The sequence below is a fragment of the Polynucleobacter sp. 73C-SIWE genome (assembly GCF_018882465.1).
Lineage (GTDB): Bacteria > Pseudomonadota > Gammaproteobacteria > Burkholderiales > Burkholderiaceae > Polynucleobacter.
Genome location: NZ_JACVOK010000001.1, coordinates 1,013,672 through 1,034,290 on the forward strand (window position 1 = coordinate 1,013,672; position 20,619 = coordinate 1,034,290).

The following is a 20,619-nucleotide window of genomic DNA, read 5'->3' on the forward strand; positions in this document are numbered from 1 at the left end:
GGGATGGAAAGCTTATTTCTTTTAATACCCTTGTCCTTGATTTTAGTGGGTCTCTTAGCGTGGATTTTGCACTGGTCAATTAAGAGTGGCCAGTTTGATGATTTAGATGGTCCAGGCCAGTCTATTCTGATGGATGATGATGCTCCGCCGACCAAGAAAGTCAGTGAAAACTCTCAAAAATAGCTATATAGATATTCAATCTTTCTGAATTCTCCAAGCTGCTGATAGGGCAGCCAGTATTTTGACCCATCCTTTTTGATATAGATCAAACCCCCTTGTAAACCTTACTTTGATAATCAATCCAGTCTATTTGGATTATGTCGCTGTTTGGTCACAAAAAAGGAGAAACCATGGGACTTACCGTGGGGAGCAATCAAGATACCTTCAATTACAAGGTTGTCAGCCAATTTGCCATCGTTACTGTGCTTTGGGGAATTGTTGGCATGCTCGTGGGGGTCATCCTCGCAGCTCAGCTGATCTGGCCTGAAATTACTTTTAATATTCCATGGCTTAGCTATGGCCGCCTACGTCCTTTACATACCAATGCAGTCATTTTTGCCTTTGGCGGTTCTGCCTTATTTGCAACGTCCTACTATATTGTTCAGCGTACTTGTCAGGTGCGACTATTCTGTGACAAGTTGGCAGCATTCACCTTTTGGGGTTGGCAGGCTGTCATTGTTGCTGCGGCCATCACTTTGCCATTAGGTATCACTACCTCTAAGGAATATGCAGAACTAGAGTGGCCAATTGACTTATTAATTACCGTAGTTTGGGTTGCCTACGCAATTGTGTTCTTTGGTACTGTGATTAAGCGTAAGACGAAGCATATTTACGTTTCAAACTGGTTCTTTGGCGCATATATTTTGACGATTGCTGTATTGCATATCGTCAACAATATTGAGATGCCAGCAAGCCTGTTTAAGTCTTATTCTGCATATGCTGGCGCGCAAGATGCCATGATTCAATGGTGGTATGGACATAATGCAGTGGGCTTTTTCTTGACCACGAGCTTCTTGGGCATGATGTATTACTTCATTCCAAAGCAAGCCGAGCGTCCAATCTACTCATATCGCCTATCTATTGTTCACTTCTGGGCTTTGAACTTTACCTATATGTGGGCAGGACCTCATCACCTGCAACACACCTCATTGCCAGACTGGACTCAGTCTTTAGGTATGGTGTTCTCACTGATTTTATTGGCTCCCTCATGGGGCGGCATGATCAATGGCATCATGACTTTATCTGGTGCTTGGTATAAATTACGTCGCGACCCCATCTTGAAATTCTTGGTGGTGGCATTGTCCTTCTATGGCATGTCTACCTTTGAAGGTTCGATGATGTCGATTAAGACTGTGAATAGCTTGTCTCATTACACAGACTGGACTATTGGCCACGTTCACTCTGGCGCTTTAGGTTGGGTTGCCATGATCACTATCGGTTCTCTCTATTACCTTATTCCGCGTCTAGTAGGCCAGCGCGATATGTACAGCACCAAGTTAATCGAAGTGCACTTCTGGATTGCAACCATTGGTGTAGTGATTTATATCGCTGCAATGTGGATTGCTGGTGTGATGCAGGGTTTGATGTGGAGAGCATTCGAGCCAGATGGAACTTTGACTTATAGCTTTGTTGAATCCGTTAAAGCAACCTATCCCTTCTATGTGATTCGTTTATTGGGCGGCTTGTGCTACTTAAGCGGTATGTTGCTCATGGCTTACAACGTATATAAGACAGTGATTGGTAAGAAATTCATTGATGCTGCGATTCCACAAGCGTCTATAGCTGCTCATTAAGGATAAGAACATGTCAGAACAACGTCGATTTTTCTCCCACGATACGCTTGAGCGTAATGTTGGTTGGTTGATCATCGCTACCATCGCAGCAATCTCAGTTGCTGGCTTGGTGCAGATCGTTCCTTTATTCTTCCAGCATTCCACTACTGAGCCAAGCCCCGGAATTGAGCCTTATTCAGCTTTGCGTTTAGCAGGTCGCGATATCTATCAGCGTGAAGGTTGCTTAGGCTGTCACTCACAACAGATTCGGACGCTACGTTCGGAGGTAGAGCGTTATGGCCCTTACTCATTAGCTGGTGAATCTGTATTTGATCACCCATTTTTATGGGGCAGTAAGCGTACTGGACCGGATTTAGCTCGTGTGGGCGGTCGCTATTCAGACGACTGGCATCGCATCCACTTGCGTAACCCACGCGATGTGGTGCCTGAGTCTAATATGTCCGCATATCCGTACTTGCAAAAGCCAGCAGCTGCCGACACGATTGCTTCACATATGACTGCAATGCGTCGCTTAGGTGTTCCGTATACCGATGAGCAGATTGCAAATGCACCTAAAGAGTTAGAAGGTAAAACTGAAGAAGATGCTTTGATTGCATATCTTCAGGGCCTTGGCGTCAATCGTAGATACATCATTGTTGACGAGGTAGTTGCTAAGTAATTCTTAGTAATGGAGAAAATATGCAAAATATCGCCCCTTATCTCTCAGCAATCTCTACCGTGCTTGGCTTGGTAGTTTTTTTAGGAATCATTTGGTGGGCTTGGTCTGCAAAAAGACAAGCTGCCAATCAAGAATCCGCCGAACTTCCGTTCGATCTTCCCGATGAATTCAGTAAGGATAAATCATGAGTGACTTTCTTGGTGCCGGTTGGAGTGCCTATATCGCCTTAGTAACACTGGTCGGTATTATTTGGTGCGTCTGGCTATTATTTTCTCAACGTAAAGCCAAGGTTATTCACACAGCTGACGGTGCAGTAGCTGATACTGGTCACGTTTGGGATGATGATTTGCGTGAGTTAAATAATCCATTACCACGTTGGTGGATGTGGATGTTCCTGCTCTCATGCATCTTTGCATTGGTTTATCTTGTGCTGTATCCAGGTTTAGGTTCTTATCCTGGTATTTTGGGTTACAGCACAGATGGCGCTCTGATGCAGTCAATGACAACAGCAAACGACGAACTGAAGCCTGTATATGCAAAGTATATGAAGATGGATATCGAGCAAGTTGCTGCTGATCCTAAAGCGCGTGAGATGGGTCAGCGCTTGTTTCTAAATTCCTGCGCACAATGCCACGGCTCAGACGCCGGTGGCTCAAAGGGCTTTCCTAATTTGACAGACCGTGATTGGTTATACGGCGGTTCACCAGAAAATATCAAGACTACGATTATTAATGGACGTGGCGGTGTAATGCCTCCATTCCCACAATTGGATAGTAAGCAGATTGTGGAGGTAGCGAACTACGTTCGTAGCCTTTCTGGACTGCCAGCTAATGATCTTAAAGTGGCAAGTGGAGCAGATCTATTTAAGTCAAATTGTGCAGCTTGTCATGGTGCCGATGGTAAGGGCAATATTGCCTTGGGTGCCCCGAACTTAACTGATAAGACCTGGTTATATGGTGGCTCGGAAGCGGTGATTGTTGAGACCATTACCAAAGGTCGCATGGCAATGATGCCTGCTCAGGACAAAGTATTGAGCCCTGAGAAGATTCACTTGCTGACTGCCTACGTTTGGGGCCTCTCTAATAATAAGCAATCACCAGACGCAAAGTAAGCGGTGCCAAGTAATACGCCGGGTGGAAAGCCTATTCCGATTGAAGTGATAGAGGAATCTCTTTATGAGGTCCGGCGTAAGATTTACCCACGCTCGGTAAGCGGACTCTTTGCACGTTGGCGCCTCATTCTGGTAATTGCCACGCAATTACTGTTTTACGGTTTGCCATGGCTTAGTTGGAATGATCGCCAAGCAGTTCTCTTTGATTTAATTCAACGTAAGTTTTATATCTTTGGCCTAGTACTCTGGCCACAAGACGTGATCTACCTCACGCTCTTATTAATTCTGTCTGCACTAGCTTTATTTCTCTTTACTGCAGTGGCTGGCCGTTTATTCTGCGGCTACGCTTGTCCACAAACGGTCTACACCGAAATCTTTATGTGGATTGAACGCAAGGTTGAAGGGGATCGTTTTGCACGCATTCGTTTGGACGGTGAGGAATGGCCTTGGGGTTTTACAAAATGGCGTTTGAAGATCACTAAACATCTTCTTTGGTTGCTCATCGCATTCTGGACAGGCTTTACCTTCATTGGTTATTTCACTCCCATTGAAACCTTAGGTTCCGCATTAATCCATTTGTCTTTGGGCCCTTGGCAAACCTTCTGGCTCTGCTTTTATAGCTTTGCTACCTGGGGTAATGCAGGCTTTATGCGTGAGCAGGTCTGCAAGTACATGTGCCCGTATGCGCGCTTCCAAAGTGTGATGGTCGATAAAGATACTTTCTTGGTTACATACGACAAAGTACGTGGCGAGCCAAGAGGTAGTCGCAGTAAATCTGCTGATCATGGCTCTATGGGCTTGGGCGATTGCGTGGACTGTAGTATCTGTGTACAAGTATGTCCAACTGGCATTGATATTCGTGATGGCATGCAATACATGTGTATTGGTTGCGGTGCATGTATTGACGCTTGTGATCAAGTAATGGAAAAAGTGGATTATCCAAAGGGACTGATCCGTTATACAACTGAACGTGCGATTGAAGATCAAGCATCTAATCAGAGTGCAATCAAACATATCTTGCGCCCAAGAGTTTTGATTTATACCGCCTTTATTACTGTGCTTGCTTCTGCCTTCTTGATCTCATTGGTAACGCGTAATCCGTTGCGGGTCGATATCATGCGGGATCGTGGTGCCTTAGCTCGTGAAGTTGAAGGTGTGCGGATTGAGAATATTTACCGCATTCAGATCATGAATGCCTCCGAGCATCCGATGAAAGTGCAGATTAAGGCAGCGGGCTTAGATGATTTGCGGATTCTAAACTCTCAGGGTAAAGAAATCTCCGAGATTAATGTGGGCCCAGCGAGCAATCAATTGCTCCCAGTAAAGGTTAGCAGCACAATTGGTCAAAATCTTTCAGGGAATTATCCGATTCATTTTGATGTAGTGGCGCAAGAACTTGTAGGTGATAAGGCAATCATGAGAACTCGCGAAGAGAAGTCTACTTTTATAATTCCCCGTTAAACATAGAGGCAATGAAGAGGATGCATATGACAGAACAGCAAACTACAAAACCTTGGTGGAAGCAGTTATGGCCTTGGTTACTGATTAGCGGACCAGCAGTAGCAATGGTTGGCTGCATTATTACTATTTGGCTAGCTCTGAATCTTCACGTTGATAAACCTTTACGCGAAGGTGTCGTGAAGCAGGGCTTAAAAGTAGAGCAGCTTAAAGACGCGCAGGCAAACAAATGAAATACCGCTTGCTGATCTGGATCTTGTGGCCATCTTTCTTGGTGGCAGGCATGGCAGAGGGCTTGTTATTTACGGTGATTCATCCGCAAGACTTATTATTTTTTGGTCATCATCCTGATCTATCAGATGAAGGTATCTATACCATTGGGTTTTTTATGATTTGGATCTTTTGCGCAGTCTCTAGTGCTTTAACTGCCTATATTCTGCCTGGTATTGAGGCACCGGATACTAAAGACGTCGATCGTGGCTTGCTTTAAACCTGCTTAAGAGGCACTTCAGTGTGGCAGCCATGCCTATCAGGATTCGGAATACCAGCTAATTCGTATAAGCCGTCCATATCAATGAGTTTAATATGACGTTGTTTAATCTGAATCAAGCCAGACTCCGCAAAGCGCGAGAGCATCCGACTGACAGTTTCAATTTGAATACCAAGATAGCTGCCAATCTCTACACGACTCATGCGCAAATCGAATTCATTATTGAGGTAACCGCGGGCTGCTAAACGTTGTGAGAGACTGAGTAAGAATGCTGCCAATCTTTCTTCGGCTCGCATCGTACCCAGGGAAAGTAAATGACGTTGATCTTGAGTCAGCTCGCGACTCATGATCTTATGAAACTGATTTTGTAGCACTGGAAGCTGACGGGCTAAATCTTCAAAGGCATCATAGCGAATAATGCAAACTTCACTTTCCTCTAATGCAATCGCATCTGATTGATAGTGACCTTCGCCGATGCCATCAAGACCCAGGATTTCACCGGGAAGATGAAAGCCAATGACTTGTTGACGACCATCTTGTAGACAATATTCTGTTTTGAGTGTGCCAAAGCGAACGCTATAGACTGAGCTTAAGGGGTCACCATGGCGGTAGAGACTTTCACCTTTTTGGAGGTGGACACGCTCTTTGATTAAGCTATCCACTCTAGAAACATCGCTGCTACTAAGTCCAACGGGAAGGCAAAACTGACCCAGCACGCAGACCGAGCATTTGCTGGTTGGGGAGTCAGTAGGTTTGTAATTCATCTTGGAGCTAATTATCAAGCAGTTTATTCTATTAATATGAAAATCAGCACTTTCACCTATTCTTTCTTGTGTCGATGCTAACCAGCAGCCTTCTTTTGGCAGTCTTCCTGGGGGCCTTAGTTAGTGGCTGGCATTGCGCTTTGATGTGTGGAGGTATCGCAGCTGCCATTGAGCGACCAATCGCCTCAGAGAGTCTTTTAAGGCCAAAATCTGAGCTTTTTTACCTACAGCTAGTCATGCATCTAGGACGGGTAGCAACATACGTCATATTGGGGGCGATTGCTGCGTGGGTAGGGGTGGTAGTTTGGCAACAAAACATCATTCCCATTCAACGCCCCTTATTTGCTTTCACCTCTCTCATTTTGATCTGGATGGGTTTTCGTCTCTTGCGTTTAGGAAAGTCGGAGGGACTTCTGGGGGGTAGGTGGTTAAGCACCAAAATTGCAGGCTATTGGGCTAAATATTTAGGACAAATGGCCAGCGGACCTTCACGCTGGTTTAGCGGCATGCTTTGGGGTTTGGTCCCCTGTGGTTTGGTCTACAGTGTTTTGCCACTGGCATTTCTCTCTGGTGATGTGACAACAGGTGCAGCATTGATGCTTGCATTTGGTTTGGGGACGCTACCCAACTTATTGTTGATTTCTAAATTCTCTGCAGCCCTAACGCAATTTGGCCAATATATCTGGGTGCGCTATTTCGCCGCTACATTGCTATTTACTGCTGGCGGATTTGGTTTGTTCCGCGCCTGGACTTTGCCAGAAGCTTTATTAAAAGGCGGCTTCTGTATTTCTTGAGTAGACCGCTTAAGAATGTAAGGCTGCTTCTATTCCAGAAATCAGATCAGGGTAGAGGGATCCCTGTTGCAGTTTCTCAATAAAGCCGCTGCGCTGCGCCATTTCATAGGGTTGATGATCAAGACCACAAATGATGAAGCGGATATTACGTACCTTACAAAGATGCGCTAATTCAGAGATTGTATCTATGCCCGAGGTATCAACATAGATCACATTTTTGAGGTCAAGTAGCAGGGTTTGAGATGGTAAGTTTTCCTCAATCTTCTCTAAGAGTTTGACCGCCCCAAAGAAGATGGCTCCATGGATGCGGTAGGCATCAATGCGGCCTCGCTGATTTTCTAGTGCAGGAAAATGATTTGCTTCAGCAATTTCGCAGCGAGATAGGCTGGAGATTCTATAAATAAAAGTGATGAATGCAGACAATAAACCAACTTGAACTGCGACCGTCAGGTCCATCACTACTGTTAATAGAAAAACACTCAAGATGGTAATGCGATAAGGTAAACGGAACTGCTTGAGCTCAATGAATTTTTTCCACTCACCCATATTCCAGGCAACATACATCAAGATTGCAGCAAGACCTGCCAAAGGAATATCTTTTGCAAGAGGCGCTGCAAATAGAATAATGATGAGTAAGGTGAGTGCGTGCACAATACCGGCAATTGGGGTACTCGCGCCACTTTCAACATTAGTTACAGTTCTTGCAATGGTGCCGGTTGCAGGCATTCCACCAAAGAAAGGAGTCACCACATTAGCGACCCCTTGCGCCATTAGCTCTTGATTGGAATTATGGCGATCATGAATCAAGCTATCAGCAATACGAGCACAGAGCAGGGACTCAATTGCACCAAGCAAAGCGAGAGTGAGGGCTGGAGCGAGCATAAATTGAGCGTTATCCCAGCTAATTGGGATCCACTCAAAATGGGGTAGTCCAGAAGGAATACCACCAAAGCGACTACCAATTGTATCTATTGGTAAGTCCCACAGCGTAGTGACGACTGTTGCCACTACCATCGCAATCACAGTACCGGGAATATGACTTAAATGCCCAAAGTGTTTATGAAATAGTTTCCACAAAATAATGACTGCAAGGCTACCGCAGGCAACTGAAAGTGCAATTGGGTTGAAGGTGTCAGCTGCTTGATAAAGTGTTTGTAGGGCCGGAAAAAATTGCGCTGGCATCTTATCAATGCTGAGCCCAAAGAAATCCTTGAGTTGCGATAAGCCAATCAAAAAAGCAATGCCATTGGTAAAGCCAATAATGACGGCGATGGGGATAAAGCGCACCAGCGTTCCCAAGCGGAATGCGCCCATCAAAATCAGAAATGCGCCCGACATTGCTGTGGCTAGTAGCAAATTGGAGACGCCATAACGCTCAACAATACCGTACACAATCACAATGAATGCGCCTGCTGGACCACCAATTTGAACGCGACTACCACCCAGAAGAGAGATGAGCCCTCCAGCAATAATGGCAGTAAAAATACCCGCTTCTGGTTTGAGTCCACTGGCGATAGCAAATGCCATTGCTAAAGGTAGCGCCACAATCCCCACAGTGATTCCCGCTAATACATCTTTGGCAAATAGCGTTTTGCTATAGCCAGCAAAAGATGTCAGGATCTTGGGTTGAATGAACATGTTGATGTTCGCTAAGCGCTATTTATGAAAAGCGGTTGCCAATCCAGTAGGCAATCCCAGCAGCTAGCGCAGTAACGAAGCTTCCCCAGGCAATATCAATGAATGCTAGCCGGGTTGGAAAGTCTCTAATGACGGCAAGATTAGTCAGATCGTAAGTCATATAACAAAACAGACCGAATAAAGCACCAAATTGCAATGCATACATCAATGACTGTTTTGAAAGGGCCGGAAGGATGACAAAAATAGTCGCACCTAATGCATAGAGTAGATAGAAGGCTAGTCCTGCAATGAGTTTAGGTTCGGCGGCCATCAAATCGCCCATCTCATCTCGATAGAGGCTTTTAGCAATCCCCAGGAGCCAAATGAGATCGATGGCAAGCATGGTGAATAAAAATGAACCGTAGATAGCGAAATACTTGAGCAATTCAGTTACCCTTTCAAGCTGTTATAGCCTAATAATAAGCATTATGATGGAAAGTGTAGATCAGTAGTTCAATTTAAAGGGAGTCAATTATGTTTAAGCATTTATTGGTGCCGGTCGATGGCTCGGATGTCAGCAAAAAGTCTTTGAAGAAGGTGGCTGAGCTTGCAAAAGCCGATGGCGCTGCAGTGACCTTAGTTTATATATCTGACCCTTTACCCCCGATGGTGTACTCCGATAGCACTATGGGTTATGGAATTACCCAAAAAGATCACCAGAAGGTATGTGAGGCTTATGCAAAAGATGTTTTCAAAAAAGCTGCTACCGCGCTTGGTGCAAGTATTAAAGCAAAGGCACTCCATATCTCCAATACCAATTTATCTGAAGGTATTTTAGATGGCGCTAAAAAAGCAAAAGCTGATGTCATTGTGATGGCTTCGCATAAGCGCACAGGTATCAAAGGTATTTTGCTTGGCAGTGAAACACATGAAGTAATTGTGCATTCCAAGTTGCCGGTATTAGTTCTTGGTTAATGAAGTCACTTAAGCAACGTTAAAGCAATAGGGTCCACATGGACCCTATTTTATTGGCGATCAGTTGTGTTTGATGGGGCTTCCCAGTAACAGAATTTCTCTTGTGAGTTGGCCGCTCTCATTGTTACGCATAGACCATAAATCTAGCTGAGTCTTCGCTGCGTACGGGTCAACATACACACCATTTTTCCTGAGCTCAAAATGAAGATGTGGACCAGTAGATCTTCCGGTAGATCCAACATAACCAATTTCTAAACCACGACGCACTTCATTGCCAACTTTAAGTTCAACGTTGTAGTTACTTAAATGAGCATAGTAAGTATGATAGTTGCCAGGATGCTCCAAGATAATTAAATTTCCAAAAGCGCCGCTATAGCCAAGATGGGCAACTTTGCCATTGGCTACACTGAAGACAGGCGTTCCGGTTGGAGCTGCATAATCAATACCCATATGGGTACGATAGCGTTGCTTGGGCGACGCCGTTTGGGCTGCTGGAGCGCTATTGCTTGGTCGCTTACTCCCAGCGCGCACGCTGCCAACGCCGCGTGAGATACGTCTGTAGCTTAGTGGATTAGTCCAAAAAGATCGCTCTAAAGATTCTCCGCTGCCAGTAAAAAATCCGCCGGGGATATCATTACGATCGACCCAGTAGGCGCTTGCAAATACTTCTTTATTCTCTGGATCAATAATCTCAGTAGCCCAGATTTGCGCCCATCGCTCGCGGTCACCAAAATCAACAATTAAACGTACTACGCTATTAGTATTTTCTAGCGAACTATTGTCTTCGGGGTAAATCTGTTTAATCAGAGAATTCAATTCCCAAACCAATTCGACTGGCAGAATATCTCCAACTTTACGTGGATCATATAAAACATCGCGCAATGGAAGTTGTATCTCAGTGAGATGTTTCGATTCATTCTTAAGATAATCCTGCTGAACCAGGAATCCACCAAAAGCAGAGGGTGTGAATGTCCATACCTCTGTTTTATTGTCTTGAATAGGGCCATTCATAATGCTGAGAGAGTCAAAGCGATTGCGACTGCCGAATGCGGCAGCGTAAGGAATGCAGTCCCCGCGCATCCGATCAAAGAATGTCTTCGTTTGGTTTTTGAAAAACTCTGAAAATGCTTGGTTGTCGATGCCGATGCTGGAGGGCAAATTATCTTCATTAAAATTGCGTCTCAGACAGCCCTGAATGACTCGATAGTCAAGGTTACTGGCGCTATCAAGATCTATCTCATTCGGATCTTTACGCTGAAACAGGATAGGATTTAGACTATTGGTTTTTGAGGATCCTGTTGCTGCACTATCTTTGAAGCCAACAGGTTTTGTATTTTGGACAATTACCTTTTTATTACTTTGGTTTGATTGCGCCTGAACTGAAGATATAACCTCAGGCAGTCCGCTGAGGCAGGTATATCCAATCAGAATGAGTGCTCCTCTCAACAGGAGTGAGCTACGAGTTACTTTTTTATTCACCCCGTAATTATCTAATAATGTGAGTCAGTACTTCGATAATCATGCTGTAGTGCAGCAAATTCAATTTAATCTTGATCTGGCGCGATCTTGAGCACAGCAAATGCAGCCTTGAGGCGCTCTTCATAATTCCGCTTCATGATTGCTGCCTCCTCGGGGCTCCAGCTCCGAAGGCCTTCACCCTTATTGATACCAGTTTTGCCAGTTTTCACTAAGTTAGTGATGCAAGTTGGGGGCGCGGTGATATTGGATAGAGATGGGTAAATCAATTCTGCAGCTAGGGTCATACCTTCCCATCCGGAAATTTCTTTTTGCGTCATTGGTCCAACAGCGGCATAGCGAAAGCCAAAGCTATAACGAACAGCAGTATCAATATCTTCTGGTGTTGCAATTCCATCTTGTAATAGAGAAAGCGCTTCACGCATCAAGGCATGTTGAATGCGATTGGCTAAGAATCCCGGAATGTCCTTTTTGACTAGCACTGGTTTTTTACCGTGTACTCGATAGAGCTCGCATACTTGATTTGCTATATCTGGATCGGAGTCTTTTCCCAGCACAATTTCTACTAAAGGCACGATATGTGCCGGCATGAAATAGTGGGTATTGAGCATGCGATGCGCAGTCTTAAGATCCTTCGCTATTTCGCTGATTGGAAAGCCTGAGCTATTGCTGCCAATTGCTATGTGTGATGGCACGCGTTGATCAAGGTCAGCAAAAATTGCTTTTTTAAGATCCAAGCGCTCAGAAATAGTTTCAATGATTAATGCAGTATCTTCCCAGTCATTCCATTCGGCTATGCTGCCGGCACGCAAGCTTGCTCCGAGCTGTTGCCAATCAGTGTTGATAGAGTTGGCACAGGCCTGAATTGCCTCAAAGCACTTTTCAGATTTTTCTGCGGAGCGCCCCAAAATGACGGTATCGGTCCCATAGGCTAAAAATCCTGCTGCTATGCCTACACCCATAGTTCCGGTTCCAATGACAACAACTTTACCCATAGCCTACTCACCAGTTAGTTACTTAATAGCTGAATTATTCCCTATTCCGACTGATGCCGACTAGTTAAATTATCGATACAATCATTTTTTGAATTAAGGAGTCCAGATGCCGATTATTGAATCCGTTCAGGTTGCTTCAGTAGCCGTTCCGCTAGATAAAGTGACCTCATTTTCCACTCGTACTGTTTCTGAGCGTCACTATTGCCTGGTAAAGGTACGTGGCAAGGATGGTAATGAGGGTATTGGCTTTTGTTATGTTGGTAGCGCTGGTGGAGATATTGCCAAAATTGCTGTCGAGCAACTCTTGGCGCCAAAGCTAATTGGCCAAAATAGCCATCGCAGTGAAGGTCTGTGGATGGAGATGTATAACGAATCCATTTTGCAGGGACGTACTGGTGCAGTTATGCGCGGTATCTCGATCTTGGATACAGCGCTTTGGGATTTAAATGCGCGTTCAGTGGGCCTGCCTTTACATCAGTATCTGGGTTCTGTGGTGGATGATCGAGTCCCTGCATACGCAAGTGGTGGCTATTACCTTGAGGGTAAAACTCCAGCCAAGCTTGGTAAGGAAATGGAGTCTTACGTAAAGCAGGGCTTCAAAGCCGTCAAGATGAAAGTAGGTCGTCTATCACCTGCCGAAGAAGAGACACGAGTAGCAGCAGCTCGTAAGGCTGTTGGCGATGATATTTTGCTGACTCTAGATGCTAATAATGCTTGGCGTGATTTACCTACTGCACTAGAGTATGTGCGTCGTTTTGAAGCCTACAACCCATATTGGATTGAAGAGCCATTTTCACCAGACGCGATTGATTTACATGCTGCCCTTGCTCGTCTGACAAAGATTAACGTTGCTACCGGCGAAATGGAAGCAGGTCGCTGGCGTTTTAGAGAGTTGATTGATGCTGGCGGCGCAATGATTTTGCAATCCGATGCTGCTGTCTGCGGCGGAATTACAGAATGGCGCAGGATTTCAGCATATGCGGATTTGAAGGGCGTCATCGTTTGCCCTCACTGGATGCATGATCTACATGCACCATTGGTTGCTGCTACACCCAATGCCCGTTTTGTGGAGTTCTTCTTGGATGATCAAGTTCTCAATTTCCGTAGATTGATTAATAAGCAATTGACTTTCAAGAACGGCGATCTGATCTTGCACAAAACACCAGGATTAGGCTTTGAGTTTGATGAGGCTGCAGTCAAGAAGTATGCCGGTAAGGCTGCTTGGACAAAGATTGCTTAAGCAAATCAATATAAGCCTGTAAAACAATAAAGCCCGCAAATGCGGGCTTTATTGTTGATATCCACTCAGATATCGCGTTGGCGATACTTGTTTATCTTATGAAGCTTTGCGATTGAGTTTGAAATACGTGATCGATTGGGTAATCAATACGAGACCAAAGCCAATAAAGCCAATCAGGTCAGCCTCAGTTGATGGGTAGGCTAGGGCAACGCCAGAAACTACCATGATGACGCGCTCAAAAATTTTGGTTTTCTCAATAAACCAACCTTGAAGGCCGCCAGCCAAGCAGATGATTCCTACCACTGCAGTAAAGGAGATCCAAGCAATCTGCATCCAATCGGCCTGTTCCAGAGCGCTACTGGATCCCATCAATAGCAGGCTGACTCCAGACTTATCCAAGACAAACATAAATGGCACCAGAATCGCTGGCGCTACATATTTCCAGGTTTGTAAAGTAGTCCTATAGGGATTGCCTTTACAGATTGCCGCTGCTGCAAATGGAGAGAGCGCTGTTGGAGGAGAAACCTCAGAGAGAACGGCATAGTAAAAGATAAACATATGGGCTGCAAAGGCAGGCACACCCAAATTAATTAATGCTGGCGCTGCGATCACTGCGCAGATGATGTATGAGGCTGTGACTGGAACAGCGAGACCCACAATCCAAACAATTAAGGCAGTGAAGATTGCGGTGAGCAAGAGTGAGCCACCTGCGTACTGAATCACAATCGAGCTAAATTTCAATCCAAGACCAGTTAGAGTCACGGTACCCACAATTAAGCCGGCGCCTGCACAGGTTGCAGCGATAGCCAAAACTCCAGTAGATCCTGATGCCAGTGCTTTCGTGAGACTAGAGTTGTAAAGTCCTGAAAGAATAGGCTCTTTACCTTTAAACCACGCCCAAGGAATGATCGCAGTATCTTCACGCAACATACTAGAGAAGGCGGATACCACGGTTGCCCAAAACACCGACATCACTGGTGAGAAGCCATACATCATGAATACCACAATCGAAATCAGTGAGAAGAAATGGAACCAGTATTTTTTCGTAAGCGACCAGGCGCTTTCTGCTGATTCAAAATGAATATTCTTCATCCCGTATTTACGAACATCAATCTCAACCATGACAAATAAACCAAGGTAAAAGAGGATGGTTGGGATGGTTGCCATCAGCAATACATCTAAATAAGAGATCTTTAAAAAGTCAGCAATCAAGAATGCCGCTGCACCCAGAACTGGTGGCGAGATAATGGCGCCAAGACCTCCAGCTGCCAAGAGGCCGCCGGCAGCATTCTTTTCATAGCCAACCTTCTCAAGCATGGGTGCGGCAACTGAGCCTACAGTGACGGTAGTGGCAACACCTGATCCGGAAGGACCACCCATTAAAAATGAGGACAGCACGATGGTTCTGCCAACCCCTGAGGATTTGCCACCCATTGCAGCAAAAGAGAAGTCAATAAAGAACTTACCGGCACCCGTAAATTGTAAGAAGGCACCAAAGATGGTGAACAGAATAATGAGCGTTGCAGAGACATCGACTGCGGTACCGTAGATTCCTTCCAGGCTCATATACATATAACCAACTAGGCGATCAAGATCATAGCCTTTATGAGTCCATGGAGCGGGCAGATAGTTACCAAAGAAAGCGTACAGCAAGAAGAGAACAGTAACGGTTACTAAGACCATGCCATTGGTCCTTCTGACGCTCTCAAGGATGAGCAAGATAAGAGCAATGCCAACCATGACATCAGTAGAGTTTGGCGCGGTGTTTCTGTCCATGAAATCATCGCCACCCGAGAGAATGTAATAGGCAATCGCAACGGAGCCGACAGCAAATAAAACATCCCAAAACATCAACTTGTTTTTAAAGCGAGCAGCAATCGGAAAACTTAAGAAAACTAAAAATAACACTAAGGCAACGTGTATTACACGCAATTGCTGCGTTGGAACAATCGAATAGGCCGCATAGAGATGAAACAAAGACATGCCAACAGCAACCAAGGTGATGAATTTGGCTAGCAGCCCTTTATAGTCATTAGAGTCACCTTCTTCTTGCTTAATGAAAGCATCTAACTTTTCTTGGGTTTCATTGTCAATTGCGTTTTGATTCATCTCTCAGCCTGTTTTTATTTCTATTTATGTGCCGCATTAAAGCAGAAGGGGTGAGATTAACTCACCCCGATGTAGCTTAGTTTACCTTGACACCTTTTTCTTTAAGGTACTTTAATGCACCAGGGTGGTAAGCAACTGGTGTCGCATTCGCTTTTTGATTCTCTAGCTTGATGTTTCTGTACTCAGCATGTGAGCGAACTAGTTCCAGCTGATTGTCAAAAATAGCTTTGACAATTTTGTATGCCTCAGCATCAGACATAGAAGCATTTACAACCAATAAATTAGCAACGGCTGCAACGTTATTATCTTTTTCCATGCCGCTATAAGTTTGCTTAGTGATAACGGATGGGAAGTAAAGATTGCCATATTTTTTATTCATCGCAGGAACTTCAGCAGCAGTGTCTACCATCACGATTTTCATGCCGGGGCTGTTTGCAAGATCAGTTACTGCAGCAGTTGGTAAACCACCTACCCAGAAGAAAGCATCAATCTTGCGATCTTTTACTGCATTGACAGATTCTGCAACGCTCAAGCGCTCGCGTTTGACATCTTTATCTTTATCAAGGCCTGCAGCTTCTAGCAAACGAAAGGCCATCACTTCAGTAGCGCTACCAGGGGAGCCAGTACTTACACGCTTACCTTTTAAATCTTTCATTGTTTTAATGCCGGTTGATTCCACGGTAGCTACGTGCATTAAGTTTGGATACAGGATGAGTAGGGTGCGCAGGTCTATTGGCTTGTCCTTAAATTTATCCTCACCAACTAAGGCATCTTTAGCAGCGTCAGCCATTGAGAAGCCAACGTAAGGCTTGCCAGTGCCAATCAGTTTTAAGTTATCCACTGAACCCCCGGTAACTTCAGCGGTCGCAGACATTCCTGGTACATGCTTCGATAGAACTGAGGCTAGGCCTCCACCCATTGGGTAGTAGACACCACCAGTACCACCGGTTGCGATGGATAGATTTTGTGCGTGTGCAGTTGCCCATAAGAGGCTAAGGGAAAGGGTAATGACTTTAAGTAGTTTCATTTTGTCTCCTAGTAATAATTAGTTTTGTAAATTAAAGGCCTGGCATGCTGAAATTAATTGCTTTGAGCTCGCTTAACAACTGAGCTTGTTGGCCAGCACTCAATTGCATGAGGGGTGGACGTACTCTTAACCACTCTGGGTCTTTGCTGTAATGTGCTACCGCTGTTTTCATACCAGCAATCATTTGGTACTTCGCAAAGATACCGCGCACTTGATCTAAGTCAGCTTGGCGTTTATCGGCATCAGATTCCCTCCAATGGGCAGCTAATTCAGCAATTGCTTTTGGATTCACGTTTGCAGTAGCAGAGATGCAGCCAACGCCGCCGGCACGCAGTGCGCGCATCAAGAATACTTCACTGCCTGCATAAACTCGGAAGCCATGTGGCGCCAATAGCTTGATTACCGATTCTGTATATTCCCAATCACCAGAGCTATCTTTCATACCAACCACAGTTTTTGGATACTCTTTTGTTAAACGCTCCAGTAATGAGAGGCTTAAATTGATTTTGGTGACTGGAGGTATGTTGTAAATATAAATTTGTAGTGCTGGGTTACCTATCTTTTGAATGACTTCAGAGAAGTAGGCAAACAAACCATCATCAGTAATATCTTTATAGTAGAAGGGTGGCAGCATCAATACGCCAGCACATTGGTAACTCAAAGCATGGGCAGTCATCCGATAAGTGCTCTCGATGGAGGTGGATCCAGTTCCCGGCATCATATGCTGTGGGTTTAACCCACCCTCAATCAGCGCAGTAAGCGTATTCATCTTTTGTGTGGCAGACATCGAGTTCGCCTCGGAGTTTGTGCCAAAGATTGCTTGACCAACGCCATTCGCCTCTAACCATTTACATTGCTTGAGTAATTTTTGTTCATCTGGATAGCCATCTGCTTTGAAGGGCGTCATTACAGGTGACAACACCGCCGGCAAGGTGGAAGGATGTAAAGAAATGGTCATGCTGACTCCGTTTTAATGATGCACTTCTGATAGAAGTGGTTGTTTTGCAAAAAATGCTTCTAGATTATCTACAGCTAAATTGGTCATGGCTATCCGTGTTTCCGTGGTGGCGCTACCAATATGAGGTGTTAGTAAAACATTATCAAGATTTAAAAAGACCTTATTAGGATTTGGTTCATTCTCAAAGACATCCAGCGCAGCACCAGCGATCTTTTTATGTTGCAGTGCATATAAAAGGTCGTTCTCGTCCACCACGCTACCACGAGCAATATTGACTAGAAAACCAGTGGGCCCTAAAGCCCCCAAAACCTCAGCGTTGACCATCTTATCGGTATCGGGGGTGGCAGGGCAGGCTAGGAATAAAACATCGCAATTCTGGGCTAAATCCTTAACCTTGGGGTAGTAGGTGTAAGGCACCTGCTTTGGGCTGGGACCGCTGTAAGCAATCTCCACCTTAAAAGGCTCAAGGCGCTTGGCTAGATCTTGGCCAATACGACCCATACCTACAATACCTACCTGCTTCCCAGCGAGAGTGCTTGTTAACTTAAAAGGGGTCTTTGCCCAAGCGCCGCTTTTGACAAAGGCCTCAGATTCAGGGATGCGGCGCATTAGTCCAAGCATCATGCCAATGGCCAGCTCACAGACGGCATCATTTAGCACCCCTGGGGTGTTTGTGGCTTGAATACCTTGCTGCTTAAGGTATGCCAAAGGCAGGTTGTCATAACCAACCCCGCAGGTTGCAACCATGCGAATACTGGGAATCTGCTTGACCAAGGCCTCAGGTAGATTGGTATTGGAGCGAATCAAAATAGCCTCAAAGTTTCCTGCGGGGGCCGGGGCCGCAGGATCTAGATGGTAAGTAGGAGTAAAGCGTCGATCAATTTCTGCCTGCATTAACTCAGGGAAATGGCCGACCTGTAGCACCGAATTGACGGGGATCATGTCTCACTATATTTTTTATTGAAATAATGATCACATTGTATGTGGATTTTGAATGAAAAGTCTGCCCCTTTAGGAGAATAAGTAATGTTGTTTACCCCAGCTGAAACCAAGGTGGTGATTGTCGGCGGCGGAACGATGGGCGCGGATGTTGCCGCGGTCTGTGCGCGGGGCGGCTGCGCCGTCCAAGTGGTAGAGCCAACCACAGAGCGTCGTGCTTTATTGCCAGACTACTTCATCAATACCATGACTGAGCTTGGTTATGAAAATCGCATCCACTTATTGACTGTAGCGGGTTCACTTGAAGAGGTCGACTGGCCTGAGATTGATTTGGTGATTGAGTGTGTACCGGAGCGTCTTGATATCAAGCGAGAATTATTTGCAAAGTTAGAAAAATATGCAAAGCCTGAGGCGGTGTTGGCTAGTAATAGCACCAGCTATCCGATTAGTGAAATTGCTGAAGGCTTAAAAACAGCAGCCCGTATGATCGGCTTGCATTTTTTCATGCCCGCTCATTTAGTTCCTTGTGTGGAAGTAGTTTATGGAGCAAAGACTTCTCCAATGGTCGGCGATAGCTTATCGAGATTGATGACGGCATGTGGCATGGTTCCAGTGAGCGTTAAAAAAGATTTACCAGGATTTTTGGCAAATCGCTTACAACATGCCTTATCCCGCGAAGCATTTTCAATGGTTGATGAGGGTGTTTGTAGTCTTGAGGATATTGATAAAGCAGTACGTTTTGGCTTTGGGTTTCGTTATATTGCTGCCGGCCCTGCTATGCAACGAGATCATGCTGGCCTAGAGGTGCATGCCGCTGGAGGCGCCAAGATTTACCCTAGCCTCAATAACTCGCCCAATATTGCCAAGTGTTTGAGTGATCGTGTTGCTAGTGGAAAGTTTGGCATGAAAACTGGCGAAGGATTTTTCCCTTGGACTGCCGAAACGATTAAGGCTGAACGGGACCGCTATCAAGAAGCTTTAAGAGCGGGGTTAAAGATAATCCAGAAAGACTTGCCCCAGATCAAATAAACGAAATTTTTATGGCTTATCCTAGGGGCATGAAGAAAATCATTCGTGTCTGGGATTTGCCAGTTCGTGTATTTCACTGGCTATTAGTGCTTTGCATTATCGGTAGCTTAATTAGCGTTAATCTTGGCGGTAATGCAATCGAGTGGCACGCCTACTTTGGATACAGTATCTTGACCTTGTTGATCTTCCGTATCACTTGGGGTTATGTCGGCTCTACACATGCTCGCTTTGCATCATTCTTTCCGAATCGCGAAAAGATTTTGAATTACCTGCAAGGTAATGCACCACGAGTCTTGGGACATAACCCAATAGGGGCACTGTCTGTATTTGCGCTACTCTTTACTTTGAGTGTGCAAGTCGTCACTGGCTTATTTGTCGATGATGAGATTGCCTTCCAGGGGCCACTAGCAAAATACGTACCTAACTGGGTAGCCTCTTTTTTATCTGAGATTCATGAAGGCAATCAAGTGGTGATCTACACCTTAATTGCTATTCATATTGCTGCCATCATCTATTACAAGAAATTCAAAGGTGAAGATCTGATTAAGCCAATGATCAGCGGCGATAAAGAAATTGACCCAAGCGAGGAAGCAAGTTATTTGCCTTCTGACTTGGGTCGTGCATCCCGGGATGGCGCTTTACAGCGCAGTGTAGCTCTTGTGCTCTTGAGTCTAATCGCGGTGATGGTAGGTTACTTGATTACTTCTTCTTAAAGTCGTCATGGCAGCCTTTGCAAGTTGCCCCTGCAGCGCCAAAAGCCTTCTTGATACTCTCTAAGTCGCCCGATTGAGTCGCCTTGTTGAGATCAACCACAGCCAATTGCATCTTTTCTGAAGCCGCTTTGAATTTAGCGTTATCAGACCACACAAGCGCTTGTGCTTTGCCGCCTTCTGTACCAGGACCAAATGCTTGCCATGGCAATGTAGACATCATGGCAACGACAGCAGCGTTTTTAGCAACTTCATCTTTGTTGTAAGGCGCTTCACCTTTTACTACTGCGCCAATTTTTCCAAAGGAGTTGGCCATCACAGTAAATACACTCTGACGATATTTAATAGCGTCTTCAGGTTTTTGGAATTGGGCAAAAGCAAAGCCAGCGCTGATTGCTAAAACTGTTGTAGTGCTTGCTAAAACAATCTTTTGTAATTTCATGGTTATTTCCCTCTGGTGGATAAGGATTGCTTGG

At 45.1% G+C, this 20,619-nt stretch carries 23 protein-coding genes; 13 read left to right on the top strand and 10 right to left on the bottom strand.

Annotated features, from left to right (window positions below; genetic code table 11):
* Positions 1 to 3 precede the first annotated feature (3 nt).
* The 8 genes from ccoS to ICN17_RS05300 all read left to right on the top strand — a co-directional run bounded on the left by ccoS (position 4) and on the right by ICN17_RS05300 (position 5,510).
* The gene (gene ccoS / locus ICN17_RS05265; RefSeq protein WP_216236436.1) at positions 4 to 183 is read left to right on the top strand and encodes a cbb3-type cytochrome oxidase assembly protein CcoS; all 180 of its coding nucleotides are present in this window, start codon (positions 4 to 6) and stop codon (positions 181 to 183) included.
* Positions 184 to 350: 167 nt separating this feature from the next.
* Positions 351 to 1,793 (top strand): cytochrome-c oxidase, cbb3-type subunit I, encoded by a 1,443-nt coding sequence (ccoN, locus tag ICN17_RS05270; protein ID WP_216236437.1) that lies wholly within the window; start codon positions 351 to 353, stop codon positions 1,791 to 1,793.
* Positions 1,794 to 1,803: 10 nt separating this feature from the next.
* A complete protein-coding gene (gene ccoO / locus ICN17_RS05275; RefSeq protein ID WP_216236438.1) occupies positions 1,804 to 2,451 on the top strand; it encodes a cytochrome-c oxidase, cbb3-type subunit II in 648 nt (215 codons plus the stop codon).
* A 20-nt stretch (positions 2,452 to 2,471) separates the two neighbouring features.
* Positions 2,472 to 2,639, top strand: coding sequence for a CcoQ/FixQ family Cbb3-type cytochrome c oxidase assembly chaperone (locus tag ICN17_RS05280; RefSeq protein WP_087909351.1), 168 nt, complete (start codon positions 2,472 to 2,474; stop codon positions 2,637 to 2,639).
* Positions 2,636 to 3,562 (top strand): cytochrome-c oxidase, cbb3-type subunit III, encoded by a 927-nt coding sequence (gene ccoP, locus ICN17_RS05285; protein WP_216236439.1) that lies wholly within the window; start codon positions 2,636 to 2,638, stop codon positions 3,560 to 3,562. The genes ICN17_RS05280 and ccoP overlap by 4 nt, the downstream gene beginning before the upstream one ends.
* Positions 3,563 to 3,565: 3 nt before the next feature.
* On the top strand, positions 3,566 to 5,023 hold the full coding sequence (gene ccoG, locus ICN17_RS05290) for a cytochrome c oxidase accessory protein CcoG (protein ID WP_216236440.1): 1,458 nt from the start codon (positions 3,566 to 3,568) through the stop codon (positions 5,021 to 5,023).
* Between the two features lie 26 nt (positions 5,024 to 5,049).
* Positions 5,050 to 5,253 carry a FixH family protein gene (locus ICN17_RS05295; RefSeq protein WP_216236441.1) on the top strand — a complete coding sequence of 68 codons (204 nt, stop codon included), beginning with the start codon at positions 5,050 to 5,052 and terminating at the stop codon, positions 5,251 to 5,253.
* The gene (locus ICN17_RS05300) at positions 5,250 to 5,510 is read left to right on the top strand and encodes a hypothetical protein (protein ID WP_216236442.1); all 261 of its coding nucleotides are present in this window, start codon (positions 5,250 to 5,252) and stop codon (positions 5,508 to 5,510) included. The genes ICN17_RS05295 and ICN17_RS05300 overlap by 4 nt, the downstream gene beginning before the upstream one ends.
* On the opposite strand, the gene fnr is transcribed toward ICN17_RS05300, so the two are convergent.
* Positions 5,507 to 6,274 (bottom strand): fumarate/nitrate reduction transcriptional regulator Fnr, encoded by a 768-nt coding sequence (gene fnr, locus ICN17_RS05305; RefSeq protein ID WP_216236443.1) that lies wholly within the window; start codon positions 6,272 to 6,274, stop codon positions 5,507 to 5,509. The genes ICN17_RS05300 and fnr overlap by 4 nt on opposite strands.
* Positions 6,275 to 6,348: 74 nt before the next feature.
* Here fnr and ICN17_RS05310 point away from each other — a divergent pair, with 74 nt between their 5' ends.
* Entirely contained in the window at positions 6,349 to 7,068 is a 720-nt protein-coding gene (locus ICN17_RS05310) for a sulfite exporter TauE/SafE family protein (RefSeq protein ID WP_216236444.1), read from the top strand.
* A gap of 9 nt (positions 7,069 to 7,077) precedes the next feature.
* Here ICN17_RS05310 and ICN17_RS05315 read toward each other — a convergent pair whose 3' ends face one another.
* Positions 7,078 to 8,706 (bottom strand): SulP family inorganic anion transporter, encoded by a 1,629-nt coding sequence (locus ICN17_RS05315; protein WP_216236445.1) that lies wholly within the window; start codon positions 8,704 to 8,706, stop codon positions 7,078 to 7,080.
* 22 nt (positions 8,707 to 8,728) lie between these two features.
* Complete coding sequence (locus tag ICN17_RS05320) at positions 8,729 to 9,130, bottom strand: DUF2177 family protein (protein ID WP_216236446.1); 402 nt, start codon at positions 9,128 to 9,130, stop codon at positions 8,729 to 8,731.
* A gap of 89 nt (positions 9,131 to 9,219) precedes the next feature.
* Here ICN17_RS05320 and ICN17_RS05325 point away from each other — a divergent pair, with 89 nt between their 5' ends.
* Positions 9,220 to 9,660, top strand: coding sequence for a universal stress protein (locus ICN17_RS05325; protein WP_216236447.1), 441 nt, complete (start codon positions 9,220 to 9,222; stop codon positions 9,658 to 9,660).
* Positions 9,661 to 9,720: 60 nt separating this feature from the next.
* Here the strand turns inward: ICN17_RS05325 and ICN17_RS05330 are convergent, their stop codons facing one another.
* Complete coding sequence (locus tag ICN17_RS05330) at positions 9,721 to 11,139, bottom strand: M23 family metallopeptidase (protein WP_370625949.1); 1,419 nt, start codon at positions 11,137 to 11,139, stop codon at positions 9,721 to 9,723.
* Positions 11,140 to 11,204: 65 nt separating this feature from the next.
* Entirely contained in the window at positions 11,205 to 12,131 is a 927-nt protein-coding gene (locus ICN17_RS05335; RefSeq protein WP_216236448.1) for a 3-hydroxyacyl-CoA dehydrogenase NAD-binding domain-containing protein, read from the bottom strand.
* A 106-nt stretch (positions 12,132 to 12,237) separates the two neighbouring features.
* On the opposite strand from ICN17_RS05335, the gene ICN17_RS05340 reads away from it, so the two are divergent.
* Complete coding sequence (locus ICN17_RS05340; RefSeq protein ID WP_216236449.1) at positions 12,238 to 13,371, top strand: mandelate racemase/muconate lactonizing enzyme family protein; 1,134 nt, start codon at positions 12,238 to 12,240, stop codon at positions 13,369 to 13,371.
* A gap of 96 nt (positions 13,372 to 13,467) precedes the next feature.
* Here ICN17_RS05340 and ICN17_RS05345 read toward each other — a convergent pair whose 3' ends face one another.
* The 4 genes from ICN17_RS05345 to ICN17_RS05360 all read right to left on the bottom strand — a co-directional run bounded on the left by ICN17_RS05345 (position 13,468) and on the right by ICN17_RS05360 (position 18,407).
* Positions 13,468 to 15,480, bottom strand: a complete 2,013-nt coding sequence (locus ICN17_RS05345; protein ID WP_216236450.1) for a TRAP transporter fused permease subunit — start codon at positions 15,478 to 15,480, stop codon at positions 13,468 to 13,470.
* Between the two features lie 76 nt (positions 15,481 to 15,556).
* Positions 15,557 to 16,507, bottom strand: a complete 951-nt coding sequence (locus tag ICN17_RS05350; RefSeq protein WP_216236451.1) for a TAXI family TRAP transporter solute-binding subunit — start codon at positions 16,505 to 16,507, stop codon at positions 15,557 to 15,559.
* Between the two features lie 31 nt (positions 16,508 to 16,538).
* On the bottom strand, positions 16,539 to 17,465 hold the full coding sequence (locus tag ICN17_RS05355; protein ID WP_216236452.1) for a dihydrodipicolinate synthase family protein: 927 nt from the start codon (positions 17,463 to 17,465) through the stop codon (positions 16,539 to 16,541).
* A gap of 12 nt (positions 17,466 to 17,477) precedes the next feature.
* The gene (locus ICN17_RS05360) at positions 17,478 to 18,407 is read right to left on the bottom strand and encodes a 2-hydroxyacid dehydrogenase (RefSeq protein WP_216236453.1); all 930 of its coding nucleotides are present in this window, start codon (positions 18,405 to 18,407) and stop codon (positions 17,478 to 17,480) included.
* A gap of 84 nt (positions 18,408 to 18,491) precedes the next feature.
* Between ICN17_RS05360 and ICN17_RS05365 the strand changes: the two genes are divergently transcribed.
* Complete coding sequence (locus ICN17_RS05365) at positions 18,492 to 19,433, top strand: 3-hydroxyacyl-CoA dehydrogenase family protein (protein ID WP_216236454.1); 942 nt, start codon at positions 18,492 to 18,494, stop codon at positions 19,431 to 19,433.
* Positions 19,434 to 19,444: 11 nt separating this feature from the next.
* Positions 19,445 to 20,146 carry a cytochrome b/b6 domain-containing protein gene (locus tag ICN17_RS05370; RefSeq protein WP_255538295.1) on the top strand — a complete coding sequence of 234 codons (702 nt, stop codon included), beginning with the start codon at positions 19,445 to 19,447 and terminating at the stop codon, positions 20,144 to 20,146.
* Here ICN17_RS05370 and ICN17_RS05375 read toward each other — a convergent pair.
* Positions 20,133 to 20,585, bottom strand: a complete 453-nt coding sequence (locus ICN17_RS05375; protein ID WP_216236455.1) for a cytochrome c — start codon at positions 20,583 to 20,585, stop codon at positions 20,133 to 20,135. The genes ICN17_RS05370 and ICN17_RS05375 overlap by 14 nt on opposite strands.
* Positions 20,586 to 20,619 lie beyond the last annotated feature (34 nt).